This is a genomic window from Aeromonas sp. AE23HZ002T15, assembly GCF_054165525.2.
The window spans coordinates 3525633-3549450 of sequence record NZ_CM201342.1 but is presented as its reverse complement, the minus strand read 5'-3'; the positions used below and the strand labels follow the sequence as shown (position 1 = coordinate 3549450).

Sequence of the window (23818 nt, the reverse complement as noted above, 5' to 3'; positions counted from 1 at the left end):
TACGCCATGAGTACAGAGCGCACAGCCCAGCCCCAACAGGACGAGATCATCCCCGGCCTCACCCGCGAGCAGTGTCACGCAGCCCGCCTCGCCCGGGATGCGCGCTTCGACGGCCGATTCTTCACCGGCGTGCTCTCCACCGGCATCTACTGCCGCCCCATCTGCCCGGCGCGCGCACCCCACGAGCACAACGTGCACTACTTTCGCTTCGCGGCCGCCGCCGAACAGTACGGCCTGCGCCCCTGTCTGCGCTGCCGGCCCGAGCTGGCGCCGGCGCAGGGGGGAGATCTGCCGGACATGGTCACCCGGGTGCTCTCGCGCATCGAGCGCGGCGAACTCGCGGACAGCACGCTCGGCATGCTCGCCGCCGAGGCGGGCATCACTGAGCGCACGCTGAGGCGCCAGTTCGAGCAACACCTCGGCGCCTCGCCGAAGCAGGTGGAGCAGACGCGCCGCCTGCTGCTCGCGAAACGGCTGCTGACGGAGACGCACCTGCCCGTCACCGACGTCGCGTTCGCGGCGGGCTTTGCGAGCATCCGCCGCTTCAACGATGCCTGGAGCCACGCCTATGGCCTCTCCCCGAGCGCGCTGCGCAAGCGAGAAGGGGTTCAGCCCTCGCAAAACCAGTCCGAGCCTGGGGCCACGCTCACCCTGCAACTGCCGTATCGGCCGCCGTTCGATGTGCAGGCCATGCTGGCGTTCTACCGGCTGCGCGCCATTCCTGGGTTGGAGCGGGTCGACGAGCAGGGCTATGAGCGGCGCCACCGGGTCGGCGAGCAGGAGAGCTGGATCCGTATCGAACCCGGGGTGGGCAACGAGCTGCGGCTGACGCTGCGCGACCTCCCGCCGGGGGCGCTGCCGGACATCCTGTATCGGGTGCGCCGCATGTGGGATCTCGACGCGGACATCGCGAAGATTGGCAAGCGGCTCGGCCAGGATCCGCGGCTCGCGCCGCTGCTGGCGCGCTGGCCCGGGGTCCGTCTGCCCGGGGGCTGGGACGAGTACGAGGTGATGCTGCGCGCCATCGTCGGTCAGCAGGTGTCGGTCAAGGGCGCCATCACCATCATGGGGCGGCTGGTGGCGCGCACTCAGGCGCAGTTCGGGGTCAGCGCGCTGCCGACCCCTGCTCAGCTGTGCACGCTCGATCTGGATGGTATCGGCATGCCCGGCAGCCGCATCCGCACGCTGCAGGGGTTGGCCCGGGCGCTCGCGAGCGGTGCACTCATGCTGAGCACCGCGAGTGACGAGCAACTGCTCGCGCTGCCGGGCATAGGCCCCTGGACGATCGCGTACTGGCGGCTTCGCACCGGCCAGGATCCGGACGCCTTCCCCGCCTCCGATCTGGTGTTGCAAAAGGCGCTCGGGGGCGGCGTGAAGCTGCCGGTCAAAGAGGTGGGGACCCTGAGCCGCGCCTGGCAACCCTGGCGCGCCTATGCCGCGAGCTGGCTGTGGCATGCCATGAGCGAGCAGCCAGCGCTGCTGATATCACGGGACAACGAGGAGACAAGATCATGATCCGCTACGACTTTCTAGACACGGCCCATGGCCCGCTGCTGGTGGCCATCGACGCGACAGGCCTTCGTCACGTGGACTTCGTGGACGGTCTACGCCCCCTGCCCACTCGGCCAGAGTGGCGGCAAGACAAGGAGGCGCTAGCCCCATACCTAACCGAGTTCCGGGCCTACTTCGCGGGGGAGCGGCAACGCTTCACCCTGCCGCTGGCCGCCCAAGGCACGGCGTTTCAACGCGCCGTGTGGCAGGCGCTGTGCGACATCCCCTATGGGGAGACCCGCAGTTACGGCGAGATTGCAACGGCCATCGGCAAACCGAGTGCGAGCCGCGCGGTGGGGGCCGCGAACGGCCGCAATCCGCTGTCGATCATAGTCCCCTGCCATCGGGTGATCGGCCAGAACGGCAGCCTGACCGGTTATGCCGGGGGCCTGCCCATCAAGCAAGCGCTGCTGCGCCTCGAGGGGATCGCCGTCTGAGCTGCCCGCCATCATCCACCACTCAGTTCATTGCTCCGCACCGGCGAGGGGCCAAGTCCCTCGCCACAGGCCCTGTCAATCCCCAGCCACGCCCGCACCAGTGGAAGCGCCCTGGCCAGATAGCTTCGAGCTTCTGAACATAACCTTTTGAATACCCAAGCGTTCTCGCGATAGCCCCAGGCCCACAGATCGGGGGAGACCCTATGGGGTAAAAACTTGCCCATGACGGGCATCAAAGCGAGGTGAGAACGAGCGTTTGGGCGAATACTTCGAGTACCGGGATGACACCGTGCGCGCGCAACGGGCTAGTCTGTCGAGCCTACGGCTTGCTTCCCGGCGATCCGGTCGCGGCCATGGGCTGCGATCTGCTTGAAACGAGGAGGAAACATGGCCACTCCAGTCTCCGTCACGAAATTCCAGGTGAGATCCCACGGCTCCCCTGACGAGGTCCGCACCCCGGACAAGACCCGGGTCGAGGTCGTCAAACTCGATGGCTACACCATAGGTCGGTTCAACTTTGCCCCCGGCTGGCGCTGGTCTGAATGCGTCAAACCTGTCGTCAAGACGGACCAATGCCAGCTCTCCCACGTGGGTTACGCCGTCTCGGGGTCCATCACGGTTCGCCTGACGGACGGCACCCTCAAGACCATCAACGCCGGCGAGTCCTACACCATACCGCCAGGGCACGATGCCTGGGTCGAGGGGGATCAGCCGTTCGTCGGCATCGAGGTATTGAGCGCCGATCAATACGCCAAGCCCTAGTGTGTCGTCTGCAACGCATTCGTTGTACTCGAACCGCCGGTGGGCACTCGCCCACCGGCACAGACAGACCCGCAGCGCCCACCTTGCCCTCTTCCACAATGCCGTTTCACCACGCCCCAGGCTCTATGATTGAGGAGCGGGGCTGCACCTTGGCCTCGCCGTGCATCGAACAGGTTTTTCAACTCGCAAAGGAGAGAGCAGATGAAATTCATGCATGCAGTCGTCCTCTCGCTATCGGCACTGCTGGTGGTCGGCACCCCCTCCTGGGCCACCGCCGGCGCCCAGGTGATGACCCAGGCCGATCTCAAGTGGAAGGAGATGGGCAACGGCATAGCCGCCGCCCCGGTGTCCGGCGACATGGCCAGCGGGCCGAGCCGCTTCTTCCTGAGGTATCCGGCGGGGCTGGTGACGCCCAACCATCACCACGACGCGGATCACTATGTGACCCTGGTGTCGGGGACGGTCACCCTGACGGTGGCGGACAAGGAGCACCGCCTCGGCCCCGGCGACTTCTTCGCCTTGACCGACAAGGTGCCCCACGTGGCCAAGGTGGAGGGCGCCGAACCAGCGCTGTTCTTCATCCAGGCGGACGGCCCCTGGAATGTGGTGATGGAGAAATAAGCGTGTGATCGACGGCGGGGCCCTCGGGGCCCGCCGGATTCCGATTTCCCTGCGCTTCCTCGCCCTCATTCCCTCCCGCCTCAGCGCCGCATCGTCAACCAACCGTGAAACCCCAGAGCCTGAAAGTAGCGCAGCCCCGCGCTGAACCCCGCCTCTTGCAACAGTCGCTGCAGTTGCCCCTCATCTAGGGGGATAAAGTCATCGGCGAGCCGCTGCACCATGCGCTCACTGGCCGCCGTCGGCAGACCGGCTAGCCGCGCCTGTTGGCCCATGACGGCACGCTCCCCGGGATCCGCCGCCACCATGAGATCCGCCAGCAGCAGCGGGGAATCAGCCTTGAGCTGGCAGGAGATTTGGGCAAGCAATGCAGCCTTGGCATCCTCTTCCAGAAAGTGCAGTACCAGCAGGCAGAGTGCGGCATCGCAGTGCAATGAGGCAGTGGGTAGTTCCCCCAGAAGCCAAGTAATCCTCTCCCCCATCCCGGCCTCATCGGCCCGCTGACGCGCCTGGGCCAGCATGTCCGCCGAGATGTCCTGGGCGACAAAGTGCCAATCCGGGCAGAGCCTGCCGAGCAGCAACAACTCGCTACCCGTGCCCACCCCCACCAGCAGCACCTTGGCTTCTTCCCCGAGCCGCGTCATCAGCTGGGCCGCGCTCAATTGATGCAGCAGCTCATAACCCGGCACCAGCAAGGGAATGCGCTGGTCATAGGCCAGCGCCCCCTCCCCTTCGAATCGCTCCGCCATCTCTCGCTCCTTGGTTGAACCCTTGTGATAAGGGCTCTAGCCGGGAGAAGGTAAAGCCCAATCTGGGTGATCACTGCCATGCCTGCCCATAGGCCAGTGGGACTTGGGCACGGCCATAGGGCGGGCAAGGGGTTAGCTGTTCCGCTCCCGCAGCGCCGGGTTGAATACCCGCTTGATGGAAGAGGGATTGGCCGCGAGTTTCCCGGCGGGGCGGCGGGGACGCCTCACCAATTCGCCGCCGCAGTTCGGGCAGATCTGGTGCAGATAACGTTCGTTGCAATCGCAGCAGAAGGTGCACTCGAAGGAGCAAATCAATGCCTCGTCACTGCCGGCGGGCAGATCCTTGTCACAGCACTCGCAGTTGGGTCTGAGTTCCAGCATGGGCAACCTCTCGATCAAATGAAAAAAGGGATTAGGGGTCAGTCGACAATGAAGAGGCGGGCGCCCAGCTCGGTGAAGGATCGGTGGGGCTCGGCGTTGTCCGCCACCTGATAGCTCATCCCCGCCGTCAGGGTGAAGACACGGCCATCCTCCAGCTCGGTGTGCAGCTCCCCCTCGAGACACAGCAGGACATGGCCCTTGCTGCACCAGTGATCCGCCAGATAGCCGGGGGAATACTCCACCATCCGCACCCGCATGGGGCCAAAGTGCTGGGTGTGCCAGCGGGCAAGGCCGCGTTCCCCCTTATGCTCGGTAGGCACTATATCGGCCCAGTTCGTGGTGCAAAACGGCAGGTTGGTGATTTCCATGGCAAGGTCCATTGTCTAGAAAATAATCGAGAAAGTAGTCGAGAGAATAAAGGCGCCACCCCGGCCCCCGAATAAGCGTGGTCAGTCGATGGGATGCCTGCTTAAAAACGCCTCCACCAGGGCCAGCACCTCGGCCTCCCGCTCCCGGTGGGGCACATGACCACAGGCAGGCAACAGCACCATCTGCGCCGCCCCGCTCACCCCGCCGGCAATGGCTTGGGGGAAGGCAGGTGAGCCAAACTCGTCCTCCTCGCCGTGGATGACTAGCACGGAGCAGTGGACATCGGCGAATCGGGGTATGAGGGACCAGTGGCGAAACGCCGGGCTGAGCCAGGTCTGAGTCCAAGCATCCAGCACCCAGCGGGCCCGCTCACCGTGCCATCTTGTGAATCGCCCGAACTGCGCCCCGTCTTCGAACCCTCGTTTGGCCGCCCGGATCCCGTCGAGGGTGCGCTCCTCCACGAAGGCCTGCGCCGACTCGCTGATCACAGCAAGGCAACCGCTGCCGGGTTGGGAAGCCTCAACCAGCGCCATGGCGCCCCCCACGCTGTGGCCAAACAGCAGGTAGTGGCTCAGACCGAGAGCTTTGATGAGGGTGGGTAGATAGAGACTGGCCTTGTCGTCGATAAAGCTCGTCTTGGCAGGCTCGTGCTGCCGCGAGGATTGACCGAAACCGAGGCGATCGTAGGCGATAACGGGGCGCTGGAGGCAGGCTGCCAGGGCAGCGGGAAAGTCCCGCCACTGGGCCACGGAGCCGAGGGAGTCGTGCAGCAGGATCAGGGGGGCCTTGTCGGCACGGACGGGGCGCCATTGGCGTACGAAGAGGCGTCCACCCGGGACGCTGACAAAGCTATCCGCGATGCCCAGAACCGCGCTTTCTTCGACTTCCATATCGAATATCCTGACTCGGAATGATATAGGAGGGCGAATGGCTGCCAGCGCTTCCTGCGCCAGCCGCTCGCCCTCATCGGCAGCCCCCAACATGCCCTCTCCCACCGTTTGGTGCAAGGGATAACCCTCTCACCTGGCAGAATCAACTACCAGTTCAGATAATACTCCTCCGGGAAAGGACCATCCTTGTAGTTGATTGGTGCATTGGCTCTCAAATTTGGCTGCTTGATCAACTGTTTGATCATTTCGGGGATCATGACCATACCGACATATTTCCCCAGGCATTCGTGAGCACCAAACCCAAAGTTGAAGTGATGGTACCAGTTCCGGTTGGGCTGAAACTCATTCGGGTTGTCATGGGCGAAACTGTCAAACATGGCCGATTGCGTCAATAGCAACACATTGGTGCCTTTCGTGATCTCGGTTTCATAATAAGTACCTTTGGCAACCCGACAGGTCATGGATGCCTGCCTGAACAGATAAGGTGATATGGGAACAAAACGCAGTGCCTCCCAAACCATTGCATCGAACAGATAAGTGTCCTCCTCGCTGGCCGCGCTGCGCAGTTGTTTTAATTTCTCAGGCTGGTTGATAAAAAATTCCAAGGTCTGGGAAACGGCTTGCGAGGTAGTCTCAATAGAGCCAATCAACAGACCACCGACATTGACCCCTTTACGGGTGAAGCCAAAACTCACCTCATCGGCAAAGTGGCTCTTCAAGATACGGCTGGTCATATCATCACGGGGCAAGTCTGGTTTGCCTCGACGGAGGTACTCCCAGGCTAAGCGCACATAGTAAAACAATTTAAATGCACGATTTTTAAGACTCTCCAGTTCAATAGATATTGTTTTCCTCACTAACAACTCAGCTATATATTTCGACAACTCTGCAGACACCTTGTTGTGCTCTTTCAGAATGGTCTGGTTCAGCTCTGCTGAATTCAAATCGAAAGGCTGGTTGTGGAAGGCATCATACTGATTCCAAAACGACCAGCGCAACAGGGCGCTGGTATCGACTCCGTCCAAGCCAAAATACTCCTGTACCAATAGCGCAGGAACCTGGCGGCAATAGTGATTGACGACTTCCAATTTACCGTCACTTTTTTCAATGATCTGCTGACAATGTTTCCCCACCAACTGACGAATGGTGGGCAGGTCATCACGATTTAAAAACCCCTGCATGATCGATTTCTCCCGATAATGAAGCGCATCATCATCGTGAGCCATCAAATAACCTTCATCTTGCTCAGTCACCCCCATCTTGGATTTATAGAGTGCCACAGTAAATACTTTTGGCATCGACAGCATGTCGACGACATCTTTATAGCAAGCAATTAATGTGCATTCTGGTGTCACCAGGATCGGTCGTGCAACCCTCAACTGAGCAAAAAATGGCAAGGGCTCGGTTTTCATCCATTGCTGCACCAAGGGATATTTATCCTTTTCGTCAGCGGCATCATATTCGGCCAGATAGTCACGTTTGCTTTCATTCTCTGCCAGATTGGTGTTCATCATGATCTCTCTCCTTACAAGGTTTTCAGGAATTCAAGCAATGCGTTGCGCTGCTCTTTATCCATCGCAGGCAATATCGAACCATCTGGCTGAGCGGTGCGACCGGATGCATATTCATGCCCCCCGTTGCTGTTACCCGGTAAACGGGTATCAAAATTGAAGCCCTGATAGCCTTGGTATTTGAAGCCCACCTTTTTCGGATCAAACTCGCGTTTACCGACCATGAATGTCGTCGGTCGATATTCCAGCTCTGCCCCTTCCGGATCGCCTGCGCGTTTGGCCGGCAACAAGAGATCGTACAGCGTCGGCACCGACCCATTGTGCAAGTAGGGCGCGGTAGCCCAGATACCATTGAGAGAGCGAGCCTTATAAGACAATAAAGAAGCATAAGGCTGCGCCGTGGTGTCCGGGCTGTAATTACCGACTTTCACCGAGCTTTTAATCGTATTTTCCGTCAATGAACTGATCAGGGTGTATACCCAGTCGAGGAAGCGCATCAGGAAGTTCTTGTCCGGATCCGGAGTGGCCACCACGCCTGTGGTTGCCGATGTCAAAATCTGCACCACTGGGGCTTTTTGACCGATCACCACAGTGCCCACATCAACCTTTTGGTAGGTGTTGGCAAAATTACCGGAGTATCCCTGATAGTTGACGCTGTTCTGCGCCATCTTCCCATCGGTATTGATGTTGTCCAAACTGCTCATACGGGCGACAACAATGCGATCCCAGTTGTTGCGGTCCGTCAGCTCATGGCAGGAACTGCAATATTGCTGATACAGCAGTGCCCCCTGTTTGACTTTTTTCTCGTCGATTTGCCACTCATTGATATCCAACCCTTGCTGCTTGAGCGCTGCACTGGCATCAATCCAACGTGGGGATTTCAGACTTTTCAGGTGCGACTCCAGTCGACCGAGATTGTATAAATCGATGGAGGAGTCGAAAGTCATCTGCTTTTGCTTACGCTCTTGGCCGCTGAGCCTGGCCCCCAATGCATCGAGGCTGAACATGCTGGGGTTGTTTTCCCGCCAATCCAGAATGCCAAAGACTCCGATGACCTCGCCCGCATTGCGACCTATCGGGCCGAGTCCGCCATTGCTGGCGAGCCCGTTCCATTGCACATAGTCAGACTGGGCGATGTCCCACAAGAAGGGGTAACTGACCGGTGCATCTGGCGGATTAAAGAACGCATCGCGGATATAAAGCAGCTCTTTCATCCCAAGATTGGGGTAGCCTGCCTCTTTCGATTGCAACCGCTCCAACACCTGAGAAAACTGAACGTCCCCCATAATGGTGTCATTCATGCCTGCCAATACCAGCGTGATCTGACTCTCGGTCAGCAGTGGCCGGCCCACTGGCGTCGCCACTGAACGCAATATGGTCGCGGCCTGTTCTCTGTTGATCACATGCTGCAAAACCCGGTTGTAGATCCGCCCAAAGGCATCCAACCTGGCGTAGCCATAACTGCTGGCCGGTTTGACGTGGTTAACTGTGTTATAGACTGCGATGACAGAGGTCCATTTTTGCAGATCTTGGCGGATCACGTCTGGCTTGTCATAGTCATTTTTTCGCGCCTGGACCCGTGCAATAAAGCGTTGCAGCTTGGTGTTGTCATCCAGTGTGGCCTGCATGGCTGCCTGCAAATCGTGCAGGAAGCGGTCCATATCTGCCATGCTGGGGCCGCCATCGATGCGAATAGCTTGCTGGCCATAATTGAGCTGGCTGGTATGACAGGCGGCGCAGGTAAATCCAAAATAGTCGCGACCTTGATAACTGTCTTTGACAAAACCGACAGGAAGCGCATCAGGATTAAAGCGAGAGGCCTGCTGTGGCAAATAACGATGGCGATCGATAAAGCCGTTATCGGTAATGAGCGATTGAGTGTCCGGCTGCTCCAATGAGACAAAGAAGTCATATGGCATCAGGCCTGAGCCTTGCGTGGTGTTGTAAAACCACAAGCTGTCGGCGGCATCCCAACCTTGTTCTATATAGAGTGGCTGCGCATAATTCTCATCGAGCCAGCCTTGCGGCAACGCAACGGCACCACGATCAGGCTGATCATCCCACCCCTCATAGGTTTTAATCGCGGCCACCCATAACAATGAACCAACTAAAAAAATAACCGCACCAATAATTACCCATTTCAATGCCTTACGAAGTTTTGCTTTTATCTGCGAAGCCTGACTTTCTCCATAATTGAAATTTTCAACTATCTCACGCAATAAATTGATATAAGCCCGGTTATCCTGAGTCATTTTTAACATCCTTGTTTATATCGGCCATCCGAACTCAACAACCGCTCAGAGCAGGGAGCTGACTGGTCGTGTATCGAAGTGGGCAATGGCAACTTGGCTAGGTGGCGTACGGGCCTGTTCAAGCAGGGATGACATCCTATCTATCCCCTATGGAAGAAATTTCCATTTGAATCGCCATGTTGATAACTCATCTTTAATGACAAGTTAGGCAATAGCAAGTTTGATGCTGGCAACTGGAGGCGCAAGGCAATCCCCCCTCAAGGCAGGGCTTGATGGGCCGCTCGCGTGCAGCCATCGACACGGGGGATGGGGGTTATATGCCCTAGGGTTTCCCTGTTAAAAAGCCCCGAGTGTCACTGTCACTCGGGGCTTGAGGTCTCATCTGAGTGGCAGCGTCGGCGGCAGTGCCTTAATCGGCCATGCCTTGCGCTCCCAGGTGCTGCTGGCTGGCGCTCTCCTTTGGCTGCCGCCCTGCTTGTGGGCAATCCCCCTGAGCCGCGACTCAGCGTTTCAGGCTGCCCATCACCTGCATCTCACAGCGTTTGCAGTCAAAGCGCAGCCGGAAACTGTCCTTGCCCATCTTGAGCTCCAGCGGTTCGGGTTTGAGGCCCGGCACCTCCTTGGGACAGAGGTTCTGGCTGTAGCGGATGCAGTGCTTGGTGACCATCAGCACCACCTCCCCCTCCTCCTGGTTTGCCTCGTAGGCCGGGGCGATGCGCTCCACCCCGTGCTCGCGGAAGAACTGCTCGGCGGCCCCGTTCAGCACGTTGCCGAGGTAGGATAGCCGATGCTGGGGATAGGTGACGTCCCGCAACGGGATGCGCCGCTCGGGACGCTTGTAGGCGGCGAGGCGCGCCGCCTCCAGGGCTGCTATGCCGTCCCGGCGCAGGCCGTTGAGCATGGACGCGGCAAGGAACAGGGGGTTGGTGAACGCCAACTCCAGCTTGCGCGCCACGAACAGGGTGTTGCCGAGCTTGGCGAGCTGATCCCGCGCCTGTTGCTGCGCCCGCTCCGGGTTATCGGCAATCTGCTTGTCGCAAATGAGCGTCACGCTGACCGCTGTGCCCTGCTCGTCCACGAGATCGAGCCTCACCCCTTGCTCGCACTCGGACAGGCGCATATCCACCCGGATGCGGCGCTCGCTGCTCGGTTTTTCCAGCAGCTTGCTGAAGGCCTGATCGTGGTTGCGGTAGATCTCGGCCCCCACCTTGAGGCCAGGCATGGACTCGGAGAGGAGCAACTGCTTACTCCCCCCTTTTGTTTCGACCCTGTTGAGGCGCATTCCCACCAATTCCCCCCCCGGCTTGAAGAAGCCGAGGCCATCGCCGTTGTTCAGGGTGATCCCCTGGCTCTCCAGCGGACGCCCGTCTAACTCTATCCCTTCTTTGCTGACGCGAGTGACCCGGCCGAGGGGCTCCCCCAGGTACTTCGGGCTGCGGGGGGAGTCTATGTCTGGCTGGCGGCCGTGGAGGAAGTAGTCGGTAGAACCCCGGTTGAAGCTCTTCTTCGGATCCGGTGTGAAGCCATAGGAGCAGCGCCCGGCAGAGCTCGCCACCAGATCCGGGCGCCGCTCCAGGATGGCGTCCAGCTTCTGGCGATACCAGGCAGTGACGTTCTTGACGTAATCCAGCCCCTTGAGGCGCCCCTCAATCTTGAAGGAGCGGATCCCCGCCTCGATCAGCGCCTCCAGATTCGCACTCTGATCCATGTCCTTGAGGGAGAGCAGATGACTGTCTGCCACCAGCACCTCGCCGTCCGGCTTTTGCAGGGTGCAGGGCAACCGGCAGAGCTGGGCGCACTCCCCCCGGTTCGCGCTGCGGCCGGTGCGGGCATGGCTGATGTTGCACTGACCGCTGTAGGAGACGCACAGGGCCCCGTGGATAAAGAACTCCAGCTGCACCGAGGTCTGCGCACTGATGGCGCGGATCTGCTCGAGGGACAGCTCCCGGGCCAGCACCACCTGAGAGAAGCCGGCGTCCTGCAGAAACTTGACCTTCTCCGGGGTGCGGTTGTCGGTCTGGGTGCTGGCGTGCAGTGCTATGGGGGGGAGGTCCAGCGCCAGCAGCCCCATGTCCTGCACGATCAGGGCATCGGCGCCTGCCTCGTAAATTTGGTGGGTGAGACGCCTGGCCTGCTCCAACTCGTGGTCGTGCAGCAGGGTGTTGAAGGCAACGAACACCTGGGCGCCGAAACGGTGGGCGTGGCGCGCCAGCGCCTCTATGTCGCCCAGGGAATTGCCAGCGGCGCTGCGGGCGCCGAAGGCGGGGCCGCCCATGTAGACGGCATCCGCACCATGGTTGATGGCTTCGATGCCATAGGCGAGGTTCTTGGCCGGGGCCAGCAGCTCCAGGCGGTTATGATGGGTCTGATCGTGCATGGCGTCCGGTTCTAAGGGCTGCAAATGGCCGCCACTCTAGCGAGACTCACCAGCCTCTGCCTTGATCCCGCTTAAGATCACCGCAAGATACAGGATTGGATCAGCCCGGTGTCAACCCCTTCTTCTCCCGCAAGGGGAGAAGGGAGCAGACAGTCAAATCTTCCTTTAGATAACGACTTTCAAGGCCAGCCCCAGCAGCACCAGGCCGCTTACCTTGTCGATGACGAAGGATTTCGCCTTGAGCCAGGCGAGCACGGGACCGCGGGAGAGCACCAGGGCCACCAGCACATACCAGACGGCATCTATACCGCCGGCGGTGAGCATCATGATGCCCCCCTCCCGCCAGCCGGTGTCCGCATGCACGAACTGGCTGAACAGGGCGATGAAGAAGATGGCGAGCTGGGGGTTCAGGAAGGCGACCATAAAGCCCTCAAAGGCCCCCTGGCGGCCGCGCAGGCCGTGGGCTTCCTCTTCCACCGCCCCGCCGGCCGGCTTGGCCAGAAGCGCCTTGATGCCGAGCCAGGCGAGGAAGGCGGCGCCGACGTAGCGAATGATGTCAAACAGCACTGGGGTCTGGGTGATCAGCACCGAGAGGCCGAGGGCCGTGATCAGCGCATAGATGCCGACCCCGAGCCCGTGGCCGAGGGCCGTCGCCACCCCGTGTCCCTGCCCGCCCTGCACCGTATTGCGGATGATCAGTGCCAGACTGGGCCCCGGGCTGATGGCCCCCATGAAACAGACCGCCGCCAGCGCCAACCAACTCGTGAATTCCATACCTGCCTCTATCTCGAATGAAGATGAATACCGACCCTCAGGGTAAGGGGGACGAGATCATGCAAGAAGTGAAAGTTATGAATAGATCTCATAGCCAATGGCTATGGTGCAGCACGAGTCACCATTCAGGTGAACAGGAAAGGATAAACCGCTGCCACGCTCAGAAGCGGCCCCTGCCCAGGGTCTTGCGGCTCTCGCCGACCGTGTGTTGCAGGTGATCCCGCAGGAAGGGATAGGCCAGCTCCCGGAACCAGCGGTGGGCCGGATCCTGATGGTGGCGCTGGTGCCACAGCAGATGATATTGCTGGGGGCGGGTGGCGAAGGGGAGATCGCAGAAGCTCAGCCCGTGCTCCCGGGCGAGCTGCCAGGCGATGTGGGCCGGGGTGGTCATCAGGCAGTCGGTGCGCAGCAACACCTCCACCGCCGCCTGGAAGAAGGGCACCCGGGCAAACCAGCGCCGGGCCAGCCCCTGGGGGGATAGCACCCGCTCCACCGGGCTGTCCTTGTCACCGCCCCCGCTCACCTGCAGGTGGGGCCAGGCGAGGTAGTCATCCAGGGTCGGCGCCGTGCCCGAGAGTGGATGCTGGCGCCCCATCAGCATCACCAGCCGATCCTCCCCCTGATGCAGGCCCCGGATCTGATCCGGCACCAGATCCGTGATGGTGGAGACCAGATCCAGCTCGGATTGCCACAGCTGCGGCAACTGGCGCTTGTCCCAGAGGCTGTATTCGAGGGAGGCCAGCGGCGCGGCTCTGGCCAGGGCCGCGCAGATATCCGGCAGGATGTGCTGGGCCACGTAGTCCGATGACGCGAGGCGGAACACCCGCTCGCACTGCCCGGGTTCGAAGCGGGGGGCCTCGTAGAGTCGGTCCAGCGCACCGAGGGAATCCGCAAGGGCCGCCGCCAGCCCCTCCGCCCGCGGAGTCAGCAGCCAGCGCTGGCCTTCGCGCACCAGCAGCTCATCGCCAAATTCGGCGCGCAGCTGGGTCAGCTGCTTGCTGATGGAGGGCTGGCTCAGGTGCAGCAGCTCCGCCGCCCGGCTGATGTTGCGGGTCTCCAGCAACACCTTGAGAGTGGGCAGCAGGTTGAGATTCGCTTTGTGCACTGGGATCACCTCGAAGCAGGGCGCGGGCCTGGAGCCTTGGGCCGAAAATGCCATCTTACGGCAAGGCTGGCGGATAATTTAAGAAAAATCATCCTCTTGCCCGTCTCATCCCACGACACCGAACACCGCAGGATGACAGCCAGATGACACTGTTCGGCCCGTGCGGCATAATTTCGTCATCTCCGCCTGCGGGCCCTCCACGACAAGCGACCACAAGATGAAATACGCCAATATCACCGGCTGGGGCAAATGCCTGCCTCCCTCAGTGCTGACCAACGACGCGCTCAGCACCATCATGGACACCTCGGATGAGTGGATCTATCCCCGCACCGGCATCAAGGCGCGCCGGGTCTCCCACGTCAGCACCCAGGCCCTCGCCACCCTGGCGGGCCGCCGCGCCCTCGCCTGCGCCGGGCTCGATGGTATCGATCTCGACGGCATCATACTCGCCACCGCCACCCCGGGCACCCTGATCCCGAACGGCGCCTCCGCCGTACAGCAGGCCCTCGGTGCCCACAAGGCGGCGGTGTTCGATCTCAACGCCGCCTGTACCGGCTTCGTCTATGCCCTCTCGGTAGCCACCTCCCTGGTACAGACCGGCATGATGAGCAAGGTGCTGGTGATAGGCGCCGAGCGCCTCACCCAGTTGCTGGACTGGGCCAAGCGCGACACCGCCGTGCTGTTCGGTGACGGCGCCGGGGCCGTGGTGATCGAGGCGAGCGAAGTGGAATCCGGCCTCATCGCCAACAAAATCGGCTGCGACGGCGAGGCACGCGAGATCCTGCACGTGCCAAACTTCGGCACCGATCGGGTTCGCTTTGCCGACATCGACGGCCTGTTCACCTTCAACTTCGAGGGGCAGGAGATCTTCAAGCGCGCCGTGCGCGGCATGGGAGAAGCCACTGGGGCCGTGCTGGCCCAGGCTGGCATAACCCCGGAGCAGGTGGATCTCATCGTCCCGCACCAGGCGAACGTGCGCATCATCGAGACCCTGGCCAAGCGCATGGACGCCCCCATGGAGAAGGTGATGGTCAACATAGAGCAGTACGGCAACACCTCCGCCGCCACCGTGCCCATCGCCCTGTGCGAGGCGCTGGAACAGGGCCGGGTCAAGCCGAACAGCTACCTGCTGAGCGCCGCCTTCGGGGCCGGCCTGACCTGGGGCGCCGCCCTCATCAAGTGGGGGGATCGCGTCACCCCCATCGGCCGGTGCGACGAGGAGCTGCCTCCCTGCGAGCAGAGCGCCCTTGAGCTCATCGCCCAGGCGGTCGAGGGCTGCCAGCAGGCCCGGGCCCGGGAAGCCTGAGTCCAGTCAGGTCCCAGCACGAAGGAGCCTCAGGGCTCCTTCGTCGTTTGTGCGCTCTGATCCCGGATCCGCCCCCCTACTACCTTCTTATGTCACGCCCCCGGCTCTGCGCTTGCTTCCCCCCCCTTGACCGGCTTCCATCGCCCAGGAGAAATGAAGGCTCTCACCAGGGATATAAAAGCCCTTGAAAAGCGTGAATTTTGAGCGAGAGATATCAAAAAATGAGCAAACAGTACTTTTTTCTCGTCAGAATGAGCCTTGGGGGTTCACAACAGGGCGGGATCTGATAGTATGCGGCCTCGCACTTGGGGAGGGGTTCCCGAGCGGCCAAAGGGATCAGACTGTAAATCTGACGGCTCTGCCTTCGAAGGTTCGAATCCTTCTCCCTCCACCATTCAAGTGCGAACAATCAGGAAAATACCCCGTGGAGGGGTTCCCGAGCGGCCAAAGGGATCAGACTGTAAATCTGACGGCTCTGCCTTCGAAGGTTCGAATCCTTCTCCCTCCACCATCTTCCTGATAGCAGGCCAAAAAATAGCAATACCCCGTGGAGGGGTTCCCGAGCGGCCAAAGGGATCAGACTGTAAATCTGACGGCTCTGCCTTCGAAGGTTCGAATCCTTCTCCCTCCACCATCCTTCAGAAAACCCGGCTCAGGCCGGGTTTTCGCTTTTCTGCTCCCGCACTATCAGTCGCTGTCATATGGCACTGTCAGATCTGACAATTGCCATATGCGATTATTTTCTAAACAGTAGGGCATTCATGGCAAGGAGCCGCTTCGCATGTTTGCAATCTGGGATGAAACGGGACAGGAGCATGGATTGAGCCTGCTCCAGCTGCAGCAACGCCTCTCCACCTATCAGGGAGAGGTCATGGTACGCTATCTCAACCGCCTCGGCCTGCCCGCCACCCTGTTTTTGACCGTTCGACAGGGGCAAGCCTATCAGCGTTTCAAGGCCGGCAATCCGCCGCTAGATTGGGGCTGGCTCGGCCAGGCCATCCATATGGTGCCTGTCCCTGATAACAGCATGCATCCGCTGAACAATGCCCTCCCCCAGGCGGCCAACTAGGGCCGCCAGTACCATCAGGGCCCGGCGTTTCTACCCAATAGATCCGTTCTCGGCCAGATAGGCCAACCCCGCCTGCCAGCCCATCTGATAACCCTGCTCCAGCCTGTCCTTGTCCGTGGTCGTGCGGCCGACCCGAAAACCCGCGGGCGGTACTATGACCCGCACCCGGCAATCTCCTGGCGGCTCCCGGATGAAGTCGATGGCATCGTTGTAGCTCTGATGGCGCCTGAGGCTCGCCTCCGCCAGGGCCGGGGTCTGGCGCAGCAGATAGCGGTGCAGGGCCGGCAGGCGAGGCGCACTCTTGCGATAACCCAGCGGCCGGGAGAGCACCACTGTGATGTCCCGGGCCCCCTGCTCGTAGGCGTGGCGTACCGGGATGGAGTCCGCCACCCCGCCGTCCGTCATGGCCTCCCCCCCGATACGCACGAAGTCCCGATAGGCGAGCGGCACCGAGCAGGAGGCCTTGATCTGCTGCTCCAGCTCATCCGCGCTGGCCTCGAGGTAGGCGGCCTGACCGTCCGATACCCGGGTGGTGACCACGGTCAGGGGCACTGCGCTCTCGGCAAAGTGGGCCAGATCCAGCCTGATCTCGCGGATGGTGGTCTCCCACAACCAGTCGAGATCCAGCCAGTGGCCGCCCCGCAGGAACTTGGCCAGGCTGATGAACTCGGGGCGACAGGAATAATCCGTGATGACTCTGTGATTGCGCCCCTGCTGGCCCGCCAGATAGGCCGCCAGGTTGACCGCCCCCGCCGAGACCCCGACGCAGTGATCGAAGCTTGCCCCGCCCTTCGCCAGGAAGGCATCCAGCACCCCGGCGGCGAAGATACCGCGCATGGCGCCCCCCTCGACCACCAGGGCCGTTTGCTGCCGACTCATCGCTTCCCTCCCTCTGCCGCTCAAACACCATGAACCCGGACCATTCTGTCCCATTCAGAACCAAGAAATCAGCCACTTTGTGAATGAAGGCACACTTTGGCTCATTCAGAGCCCTGTCTCCGGGCTGGATCTCTATAATGGCCGCGCCTCAAGTGACCCTACTGAGGCATAACATCTTGATGCTACGGAATATTACAATGAAAAAAACCAACAAGACCCTGCTCGCCGCTGCCATTTCCCTCGGAATGCTGGCAGGCTGTAACAGCCAAAATGACTCAGAGGCCCCGGACACCATGGTTCGCTTCGCCACCTTCAACCTCTCCTTCGATCGCACCGCGGCCGGTATGCTGAGCGCCGAGCTAGCGCTGGACAGAGCCGCCCAGGATGCCCTGCTGACTCGCTATCAGAGCGGCGACGGCAGCCTCAGCCAGGCCGAGATCACCCGCGCCAAGGACGTGCAGCAGATCCGCAATATCGCCGAGATCATCCAGCGTACCCGCCCGGACGTCTTCCTGCTCAACGAGTTCGACAACGACGGCAAGGGGGAGAGCAGCGCCGATCTGCAGGCATTCAACACCAACTACCTGGCCCATCCGCAGCACGCCGAGGTGCAGGCCATCAGCTACCCGGTGATGCAGAACTTCGCCACCAACACCGGCCTGATGAGCGGCCAGGACCTCAACCTGGACGGCAAGGTCAGCAGCGGGCCGGACGACGCCTGGGGCTTTGGCAACTATCACGGCCAGTACGCCTTCGCCGTGATGTCGAAGTATCCCATCGACACCAAGGGGATCCGCACCTTCCAGCACTTCAAGTGGAAGGACATGCCCGGCGAAACCAACCCAGTCATCGACGACTGCAACAACCCCAAGGCGCCGATCCCCGCCGGCCGCCAGTGCGGCGATGCCTGGTATGATGCAGCCGCCTGGGATCAGTTCCCCCTCTCCTCCAAGAACCACGCGGACGTGCCGGTGCGGGTCAAGACCGCCAAGGGGGAACAGGTCATCCACTTCCTCATCTCCCACCCGACCCCGCCCATCTTCGGCAACGCTGCGCGCCACAACGTCAAGCACAACCGGGCCGAGGTCGCCTTCTGGCAGGACTATGTGGAGGCCGCGAGCTACATGGTGGATGACGCGGGCAAGGCCGGTGGCTTGGCTGAGGGCGCCCGCTTCATCATCGCCGGGGATCTCAACGCCGATCCCCAGCTCGGTGACGGGGATCTGAGTGCCATCCAGGATCTGCACAACCATGTGCTGGTCAATCAGGCGGTCACCAACGGCGCCCTGATCCCGGTGAGCCAGGGGGGCCCCGAGTGCCTCGCCAGCCAATCCAAGCTGTGCACCCGCAACAACAACAGAAGCACGCCGGAGCGCATCACCAGCAGCAGCGGCCTGCAGCTCGATCACCTGATCCCCTCCGCCAACCTCAATGCGGTGGCCTCGGGGGTGTTCTGGCCCGCCAGCTTCGAGCCCGGCTACCACCTGGTGTATGACGCACAGCGAGGCATCGCCAAGGGGGTGAGCTCGGATCACCGCCTGGTGTGGGTGGACTTCGAACTGGATAACTGATGTTCAGAAGCGCAATGAAAAGCGGGGCCATGATGGCCCCGCTTTTTTGCATCCGGCGCTACACCAGCTTGTCGACCCGGGCCGGCAGCCCCTGGCGGGCCGAGGAGCCGATGGCCCAGTCCACCAGGGGGTAGCGGCCATGGCGGCTGGGATCCAGCACCGCGAGATCGTTGAGGTTGACCCCGGCCCCGCGCAGGGCGCTGGCGGCCACCTCCTTGCCATCGACCCAGTGCGCCCTTGCCCCCAGCTCCTTGTGGCCGAAGCCGTGTTCGATGGCGATGGCATCTGCCTGCACCCCGGCCACGCACTCGGCCAGCCCGATCACGCTGCCATCCGGGGTGCTGACCCGCACCCTGTCCCCGCTCTCGATGCCGAGGCGAGCCGCCGTCTGCTCGTTGAGCCGCACCCGGTTGCTGGGGTTCACCTGGCGCAGACGATCGGAGCCGATGCTCATGGAGCTCATGGTGTGGGACTTGTAGCTGGTGAGCAGCAGGGGCCACTGAGCCGGTTTGAATGCCTCGCCAAGCGGCGTGCCATCCGCCAGCTGGGGGCGGAAGAAGCGCGGGGTGCCGCTCAGGAACCGGCCGCTTTGGCTATGACGACGGCTGCCCACCTCCGGGTTCCACAGCATCAATGGCTTGGGCCAGCGCTTGCTCGGCTGACCCGAGTCATCGCGCCCCTTGGCGACGGGTTCGAAGCGTCCGCCCCGTGCGAAGAGGTAGGCGGCGCGGCTCGCCTCCTCCGGGCTCAGGGTGGCATTCAGCACCGGCATGATGCGCTCCACCCCGGACCAGGCGAGATCCTCAAGATCTATGGCGGGAACCGGCTGACCCAGGAAGGCGACGTTCGCCGCGCCATAGAGGGAGAAGTCCGCCGCCCGGTTAAGGCCATGCAGCTTGCCATCCGCCCCCTCAACCGCCCCCTCGCCAAAGCCCGGCAGTGAGAGGCGCTTGGCCACGGCGATCAGGAAGGACTCCATGCAGACGGGATCCCCCTCGGCGGTCTTGGCAACCCGCGGTTCCACCACGGGCCAGCGGCCGGTGGAGACCTTGGTCATGACCCCGTGCCAGGCGGTGGCCCAGCCCCAGGACTCATAGGTGAGGGTGTCCGGCACTATGTAGTCAGAGAGCGCCGAGGATTCATTGATGAAGCTGTCGATGCTGATAAAGAGCGGCAGCACCTTGGGGTCTTTCAGTTGCTCCCCTATGGCCTTGGCGAGCCCCGCCTGACCATAGAGAGGGTTGCCCATGTGGTTGATCCAGGCCTTGAGCCGATAGGGATAGCCGTTCACCGCCGCAGTCAGGTGCTCGCCGAGCAATGGGCCCGAGATGGGGAACCAGGGCTCATGCGCCGGATAGGGGTTCTGCCCCGCCTCCCGCTTGCGCCGATATTCGGAGGTTTTCTCGTAGGGGAACTTGGAGCGGGACAGGAAGACCCCTGCGGGTTTGACCATGCCCGGGAAGCTCGTCAGATCGTAGCGCGGCCCGGCACCGAAGGGGTCGAACTTGCCGCCACTCGCCACTGCGCCGCCTCTGGCGTTGAGGTTTCCTATCATGGCGTTTAGCATCATGATGGCCCAGGCCGAGTAGAAGCCGTTGGCGCTCATGGTGCCACCGTGAGAGACCACAGCCGCCCGGGTGCCGTGGCTGGTGAACTCCCGCGCCAGCTCGACGATGTCGTTCACCGGCACGGCGCACTCGGCACTGTACTGCTCGAGGCTCATCTCCCGGCACGATTCGGCGAGCAGCTGGAAGCTGCTCTTGACCGCCAGCTCGCCGCCCGGAACCGCGATGCGGCGATCCACCCAGAGGCTGGCCCGCTCGCACCGGCTCGCAGGCAGCAGGGCACCGCTGCCCGCATCGGCCACCAGCACGACGTCCCCCTCCCCATAGGCTTCCCCCTCAAAGGGCAGCCCGAGATCGCTGGCGCGCAGCATCTGGCCGAAGCGCGGGTGGGATTCATCGCAAATAACTAAATGGCTGGCGTTGCTGAAACCGCGATAACCGGCCCGCTCAGCGGCCTCGGCATTGGGCGCTCCTAGGAAGGGTTCGGCGTAACGGTCGTTGTCGATGATCCAGCGCAACATGGCCAGGGCCAGGGCGGAATCCGTGGCGGGCCTGATGGGCAACCAGCGGTTGGCGGGGGCGGACGGCATGTTCACCGTGTTCGGCAGACTGGGGGCCACCACCACGTAGGAGAAGGGCTTGCCCTCCCGCGCCCGGTTCGCCGCCAGCTGGCGGGATTGGCGCTTGAAGGGGTTGCCGGACTGCTGTGGTGAGGTGCCCATGAACAGCAGGAAGTCGCTCTCGTCCCAGTCCGGCTTGAGGTGGGCGTTTTTTTCCAGATCGTCCAGCAGGGCGCCGGCCCCCACCCGGAACGACAGGCCGCAGTAAGCGCCGTGGTTCGCGAAGTTGCGGGTGCCGAAGCCGTTGAAGGTGAAGCGCTTGATAAAGTGATCCCGCCCCTCGTCCGAGGCGTTGCTCACCAGCAGTTGGTTGGCCTTGGGGCCGTATTCCGGGTTCGCGGGATCCAGCGGCTCCGCGAGATTGCGGATGGCCTTCAGCCCCTCGACCAGGCCCTCGCCGAACAGATCGCCCCCCTCCACCACTTCGATCACCAACTGCTCAAACGAAATGCTCTGCCAGCGGCCGCTGCCGCGCGGCCCCACCCGCTTGAGGCAGCGAGTAACCCGGTGCGGGCTGTCGAGCTGTTCCAGCATGGCGTTGCCCCGGGCGCAGGCGGTGGAGCGGCCGTCCAGCCCCCCCTCCTGATAACCGCTGGTGCCGAGCAGAGCCTGTTTGATCGGGGTCTTGAAGTCGATGTGGTGGCGGGCGGAGAGCGGGTGATAGGGGTTGCCGAGGATCCGCACTATCTTGTCGCTCTCGTTGTCGATGCGGGCCCGCACCCCGCACAGGGTCCAGCAACCGAGGCACATGGTATTGGCGAGGCGCTGGGCCGGGTTGGGGTGCAGTTCCCCCTGTGCATCGACCCGAAACTCCACGGGAAGAGAGTTGCCGTGGATGGGATCCCGGGTCGGCTTGCCGGCGCTGCCGGTGGCCACCCCGCTCACCACCTGCTGGAGGGTATCGCTGTATCCGGCCACGAAGAGCCCTGTGCCCCCGGCGATGGCGGCGCCCTTGAGAAACTTGCGTTTGCTGTGATCCATCTAGTTTGCCTCGCGTGCAGATTGGGGGGCGGATGCCTGGGTGGTGGAATCGGGAGTGGATGAAGGAGAGGGGCGCACCAGTTCGCTAAGCGCCACCAGCAGGGCCAGCAGCAGGCCGAAGGTGCCTAGGATGCCGAGCACACCCTCTGGGCCCCAGGCTATCTGGTAGAGGTAGACACCGGCCCCGTATTTGGGGGCGAGCTGCCCCTGGATCAGCACCAGCCAGCGCAGCCCCCACACTAGGTGTAGGGCGAGCAGCGCCAGCCCCCACAGCCGCCAGGGTTGCACTCGGCGGGATCCCCTTCCCACCAGCATCAGGGCACCGAGCAGCGCCAGGGTCAGCAGCAGCCAACGGGCCGCCAGCCGCCAGCTGGGATCGAGTCTATAGAGCGCGCTCGCCTCCGCCGCCGAGGCGCCGCCGAACAGGGCCCAGCCGAGCAGGGAGAGAGCGAGCAGGGCCAGGGTCCAGCGGCTCTGACGCAGCAGGGTCGCCTCGGTCTGCGCACGCCAGCCCGCCAGCAATCGGTTGAGCAGCATCAGGGCGCCCTGGGCTCCCAGCAGGGCGCTGATGACCAGCAGCCAGGGCAGCCAGGGGCTGTGCCAGAGCGGGCGAGCCTCGACCGCCATGGTCTCGAGGCCGGTGTAGAGGGCGATGCTGAGGCCACTCAGGGCAGCCAGCAGGGAGAGCGGCTTGAGCCAGCGATCGACTGACCAAGCGCCCAGACAGAGCAGGCGGGCGAGACGGGCTATGACGTCATTCCCCTGGCCGCGCTGGGCCAGGGCTGGCCTTACCAATAACCAGCCCAGCAGCATGCTGAGCAGGCTGAACAGGGGCAGCAGATAGGCGCCGTACCACATGATGGAGCTGAAGCGGGTCTGGGCGTAGAAGTGCCAAGCCCGGGCCGGCTGGTGCAGGTCCGCCGTCAGGGCGATGGGGGCCACCAGACCCGCGCCCATCATCAACACAGCGGCCAGGGTTTGGAGCCGACTGTCCGGCGCCTTGCGCCACAGATCAAACGCACCGAGCCAGAGGGCGCCGTAGGCGAGGCCAATAAGGAAGAAATATTGCACCGCCCAGGGTAGCCAGGTGATGGGCTGATCCGGGGCCAGCAGTTCGTTAATGGTCATGGGCTATCTCCTTGCCATCGTCGGTCAGCAGGGTGCGCAGGGCCGGGTTGCCGTCTACCTTGCTGACGAAGGCCTCGTCCATGCCGAGATAGAAGACCCGCGGCTGGGTATGGGCCTCGGGCTTGAGCACCTTGAGGGCGGACTCGTGCTCGCGCAACAAGCGGCTGATCTGGCTCGCAGGATCGTTTAGATCCCCTATGATGCGCGCCTCGCCGACGCAGCTCTCCACGCAGGCGGGCAGAAGCCCCGCCTCCAGCCGGTGGGCGCAGAAGGTGCACTTGTCGGCGGCGTGAGTCTCGTGGTTGATGAAGCGGGCGTCGTAGGGGCAGGCCTGCACGCAATAGCCGCAGGCGACGCACCAGTCGTTGTTGACCACGACGATGCCGTCGTCCCGCTGGAAGGTGGCCCCCGTGGGGCAGACGTCCAAGCAGGCGGGCTCGGCGCAGTGGTTGCAGAGCCTCGGCAACATGAAGAGGGACGCAGGGGCATCGAGAGCCGTCACATCGCTCACCTCATACTGACTGACAGTGGTGCGAAACTGGCCGAGGGGGGGCTGATTTTCGATGGTGCAGGCCTGACAGCCGACGCAGCGGCGCAGGTCGATCAGCATGCCGTAACGCTTGCCGGGATCGCCGCGACCTATGGCCGGGCGGGCCCCCTGGCCCTGGGCATGAACCTGGGTGACGGGGATCAGGGCCGCACCGGCTGTGATGGCGGCGATGCCGGATAACAATCGGCGCTTGCTGGGCTCCATGGATGCTTCCTTCTGCTGGCTTGCCAGACTAGGCAAGCATGGGGATGAGGCCATTGTCCCCGGCAGAAAAATTCGTCTCTATTGTGGTTTTCCACATAGCGAGGGCCCCCTTGATCCAGCGCAAGAAAAGCGGCGGGCCTCTGGCCGAACTGTGACGGGCCCCCCATTG

20 protein-coding genes and 3 tRNA genes are annotated in these 23818 nt (G+C 62.4%); 10 read left to right on the top strand and 13 right to left on the bottom strand.

All coding sequences use genetic code 11. The features are described 5' to 3' along the window. Positions 1-6: 6 nt before the first annotated feature. From ACT5M9_RS16610 to ACT5M9_RS16595, 4 genes are all read left to right on the top strand, one after another. Positions 7-1515, top strand: coding sequence for an AlkA N-terminal domain-containing protein (locus ACT5M9_RS16610; protein ID WP_457980317.1), 1509 nt, complete (start codon positions 7-9; stop codon positions 1513-1515). Then, positions 1512-1988, top strand: a complete 477-nt coding sequence (locus ACT5M9_RS16605; protein WP_457980319.1) for a methylated-DNA--[protein]-cysteine S-methyltransferase — start codon at positions 1512-1514, stop codon at positions 1986-1988. Before ACT5M9_RS16610 ends, ACT5M9_RS16605 begins: the two co-directional genes overlap by 4 nt. A 387-nt stretch (positions 1989-2375) precedes the next feature. After that, positions 2376-2750 (top strand): cupin domain-containing protein, encoded by a 375-nt coding sequence (locus ACT5M9_RS16600; RefSeq protein WP_438550341.1) that lies wholly within the window; start codon positions 2376-2378, stop codon positions 2748-2750. Between the two features lie 201 nt (positions 2751-2951). Then, positions 2952-3371, top strand: coding sequence for a cupin domain-containing protein (locus tag ACT5M9_RS16595; protein WP_457980321.1), 420 nt, complete (start codon positions 2952-2954; stop codon positions 3369-3371). Between the two features lie 80 nt (positions 3372-3451). Here ACT5M9_RS16595 and ACT5M9_RS16590 read toward each other — a convergent pair whose 3' ends face one another. The 9 genes from ACT5M9_RS16590 to ACT5M9_RS16550 form a co-directional block, all read right to left on the bottom strand. Continuing rightward, positions 3452-4117 (bottom strand): class I SAM-dependent methyltransferase, encoded by a 666-nt coding sequence (locus ACT5M9_RS16590; protein ID WP_457980323.1) that lies wholly within the window; start codon positions 4115-4117, stop codon positions 3452-3454. 132 nt (positions 4118-4249) lie between these two features. Continuing rightward, positions 4250-4498, bottom strand: coding sequence for a DUF1272 domain-containing protein (locus tag ACT5M9_RS16585; protein ID WP_457980325.1), 249 nt, complete (start codon positions 4496-4498; stop codon positions 4250-4252). Positions 4499-4536: 38 nt separating this feature from the next. Continuing rightward, positions 4537-4866, bottom strand: a complete 330-nt coding sequence (locus tag ACT5M9_RS16580; protein ID WP_457980327.1) for a DHCW motif cupin fold protein — start codon at positions 4864-4866, stop codon at positions 4537-4539. Positions 4867-4947: 81 nt separating this feature from the next. Beyond that, positions 4948-5757: an alpha/beta fold hydrolase gene (locus ACT5M9_RS16575; protein WP_457980329.1), complete on the bottom strand. Its 810-nt coding sequence runs from the start codon at positions 5755-5757 to the stop codon at positions 4948-4950. A gap of 146 nt (positions 5758-5903) precedes the next feature. Continuing rightward, positions 5904-7271: a cytochrome P450 gene (locus ACT5M9_RS16570; RefSeq protein ID WP_457980331.1), complete on the bottom strand. Its 1368-nt coding sequence runs from the start codon at positions 7269-7271 to the stop codon at positions 5904-5906. A gap of 11 nt (positions 7272-7282) precedes the next feature. Further along, the gene (locus ACT5M9_RS16565; RefSeq protein ID WP_457980333.1) at positions 7283-9520 is read right to left on the bottom strand and encodes a di-heme-cytochrome C peroxidase; all 2238 of its coding nucleotides are present in this window, start codon (positions 9518-9520) and stop codon (positions 7283-7285) included. Between the two features lie 502 nt (positions 9521-10022). Further along, positions 10023-11897, bottom strand: coding sequence for a peptidase U32 family protein (locus tag ACT5M9_RS16560; RefSeq protein WP_457980625.1), 1875 nt, complete (start codon positions 11895-11897; stop codon positions 10023-10025). Between the two features lie 165 nt (positions 11898-12062). After that, complete coding sequence (locus ACT5M9_RS16555) at positions 12063-12671, bottom strand: LysE family translocator (RefSeq protein ID WP_457980335.1); 609 nt, start codon at positions 12669-12671, stop codon at positions 12063-12065. Positions 12672-12831: 160 nt separating this feature from the next. Continuing rightward, positions 12832-13776, bottom strand: a complete 945-nt coding sequence (locus ACT5M9_RS16550; RefSeq protein ID WP_457980336.1) for a LysR family transcriptional regulator — start codon at positions 13774-13776, stop codon at positions 12832-12834. Positions 13777-13993: 217 nt separating this feature from the next. On the opposite strand from ACT5M9_RS16550, the gene ACT5M9_RS16545 reads away from it, so the two are divergent. The 5 genes from ACT5M9_RS16545 (at position 13994) to ACT5M9_RS16525 (ending at position 16151) form a co-directional block, all read left to right on the top strand. Next, entirely contained in the window at positions 13994-15082 is a 1089-nt protein-coding gene (locus ACT5M9_RS16545; RefSeq protein WP_457980338.1) for a ketoacyl-ACP synthase III, read from the top strand. 309 nt (positions 15083-15391) lie between these two features. Next, positions 15392-15476, top strand: a tRNA-Tyr gene (locus ACT5M9_RS16540). A 32-nt stretch (positions 15477-15508) separates the two neighbouring features. Continuing rightward, positions 15509-15593 (top strand) — tRNA-Tyr (locus ACT5M9_RS16535). 38 nt (positions 15594-15631) lie between these two features. Continuing rightward, a tRNA-Tyr gene (locus tag ACT5M9_RS16530) sits at positions 15632-15716 on the top strand. A 147-nt stretch (positions 15717-15863) separates the two neighbouring features. Continuing rightward, positions 15864-16151, top strand: coding sequence for a hypothetical protein (locus ACT5M9_RS16525; protein WP_457980340.1), 288 nt, complete (start codon positions 15864-15866; stop codon positions 16149-16151). A 30-nt stretch (positions 16152-16181) separates the two neighbouring features. On the opposite strand, the gene ACT5M9_RS16520 is transcribed toward ACT5M9_RS16525, so the two are convergent. Then, the gene (locus ACT5M9_RS16520; protein ID WP_457980342.1) at positions 16182-17030 is read right to left on the bottom strand and encodes a patatin-like phospholipase family protein; all 849 of its coding nucleotides are present in this window, start codon (positions 17028-17030) and stop codon (positions 16182-16184) included. Positions 17031-17227: 197 nt separating this feature from the next. Between ACT5M9_RS16520 and ACT5M9_RS16515 the strand changes: the two genes are divergently transcribed. Further along, on the top strand, positions 17228-18601 hold the full coding sequence (locus ACT5M9_RS16515; protein WP_457980344.1) for an endonuclease/exonuclease/phosphatase family protein: 1374 nt from the start codon (positions 17228-17230) through the stop codon (positions 18599-18601). Between the two features lie 58 nt (positions 18602-18659). Here ACT5M9_RS16515 and ACT5M9_RS16510 read toward each other — a convergent pair whose 3' ends face one another. The 3 genes from ACT5M9_RS16510 to dsrO are packed head-to-tail and all read right to left on the bottom strand — an operon-like array spanning position 18660 to position 23649. Beyond that, positions 18660-21767 carry a tetrathionate reductase subunit A gene (locus ACT5M9_RS16510; protein ID WP_457980346.1) on the bottom strand — a complete coding sequence of 1036 codons (3108 nt, stop codon included), beginning with the start codon at positions 21765-21767 and terminating at the stop codon, positions 18660-18662. Further along, a complete protein-coding gene (gene nrfD, locus ACT5M9_RS16505; protein WP_457980347.1) occupies positions 21768-22895 on the bottom strand; it encodes an NrfD/PsrC family molybdoenzyme membrane anchor subunit in 1128 nt (375 codons plus the stop codon). Beyond that, on the bottom strand, positions 22885-23649 hold the full coding sequence (gene dsrO, locus ACT5M9_RS16500; protein WP_457980349.1) for a sulfate reduction electron transfer complex DsrMKJOP subunit DsrO: 765 nt from the start codon (positions 23647-23649) through the stop codon (positions 22885-22887). The genes nrfD and dsrO overlap by 11 nt, the downstream gene beginning before the upstream one ends. Positions 23650-23818: the final 169 nt, after the last annotated feature.

Coding starts and splice junctions, on each gene's coding strand:
- dsrO (WP_457980349.1), bottom strand. CDS start 23,649: ATGGAGCCCAGCAAGCGCCGATTGTTATCCGGCATCGCCGCCATCACA.
- ACT5M9_RS16570 (WP_457980331.1), bottom strand. CDS start 7,271: ATGATGAACACCAATCTGGCAGAGAATGAAAGCAAACGTGACTATCTG.
- ACT5M9_RS16565 (WP_457980333.1), bottom strand. CDS start 9,520: ATGACTCAGGATAACCGGGCTTATATCAATTTATTGCGTGAGATAGTT.
- ACT5M9_RS16580 (WP_457980327.1), bottom strand. CDS start 4,866: ATGGAAATCACCAACCTGCCGTTTTGCACCACGAACTGGGCCGATATA.
- ACT5M9_RS16610 (WP_457980317.1), top strand. CDS start 7: ATGAGTACAGAGCGCACAGCCCAGCCCCAACAGGACGAGATCATCCCC.
- ACT5M9_RS16555 (WP_457980335.1), bottom strand. CDS start 12,671: ATGGAATTCACGAGTTGGTTGGCGCTGGCGGCGGTCTGTTTCATGGGG.
- ACT5M9_RS16515 (WP_457980344.1), top strand. CDS start 17,228: ATGAAAAAAACCAACAAGACCCTGCTCGCCGCTGCCATTTCCCTCGGA.
- ACT5M9_RS16545 (WP_457980338.1), top strand. CDS start 13,994: ATGAAATACGCCAATATCACCGGCTGGGGCAAATGCCTGCCTCCCTCA.
- ACT5M9_RS16510 (WP_457980346.1), bottom strand. CDS start 21,767: ATGGATCACAGCAAACGCAAGTTTCTCAAGGGCGCCGCCATCGCCGGG.
- ACT5M9_RS16590 (WP_457980323.1), bottom strand. CDS start 4,117: ATGGCGGAGCGATTCGAAGGGGAGGGGGCGCTGGCCTATGACCAGCGC.
- ACT5M9_RS16605 (WP_457980319.1), top strand. CDS start 1,512: ATGATCCGCTACGACTTTCTAGACACGGCCCATGGCCCGCTGCTGGTG.
- ACT5M9_RS16525 (WP_457980340.1), top strand. CDS start 15,864: ATGTTTGCAATCTGGGATGAAACGGGACAGGAGCATGGATTGAGCCTG.
- ACT5M9_RS16585 (WP_457980325.1), bottom strand. CDS start 4,498: ATGCTGGAACTCAGACCCAACTGCGAGTGCTGTGACAAGGATCTGCCC.
- ACT5M9_RS16560 (WP_457980625.1), bottom strand. CDS start 11,897: ATGCACGATCAGACCCATCATAACCGCCTGGAGCTGCTGGCCCCGGCC.
- ACT5M9_RS16575 (WP_457980329.1), bottom strand. CDS start 5,757: ATGGAAGTCGAAGAAAGCGCGGTTCTGGGCATCGCGGATAGCTTTGTC.
- ACT5M9_RS16520 (WP_457980342.1), bottom strand. CDS start 17,030: ATGAGTCGGCAGCAAACGGCCCTGGTGGTCGAGGGGGGCGCCATGCGC.
- ACT5M9_RS16600 (WP_438550341.1), top strand. CDS start 2,376: ATGGCCACTCCAGTCTCCGTCACGAAATTCCAGGTGAGATCCCACGGC.
- ACT5M9_RS16595 (WP_457980321.1), top strand. CDS start 2,952: ATGAAATTCATGCATGCAGTCGTCCTCTCGCTATCGGCACTGCTGGTG.
- nrfD (WP_457980347.1), bottom strand. CDS start 22,895: ATGACCATTAACGAACTGCTGGCCCCGGATCAGCCCATCACCTGGCTA.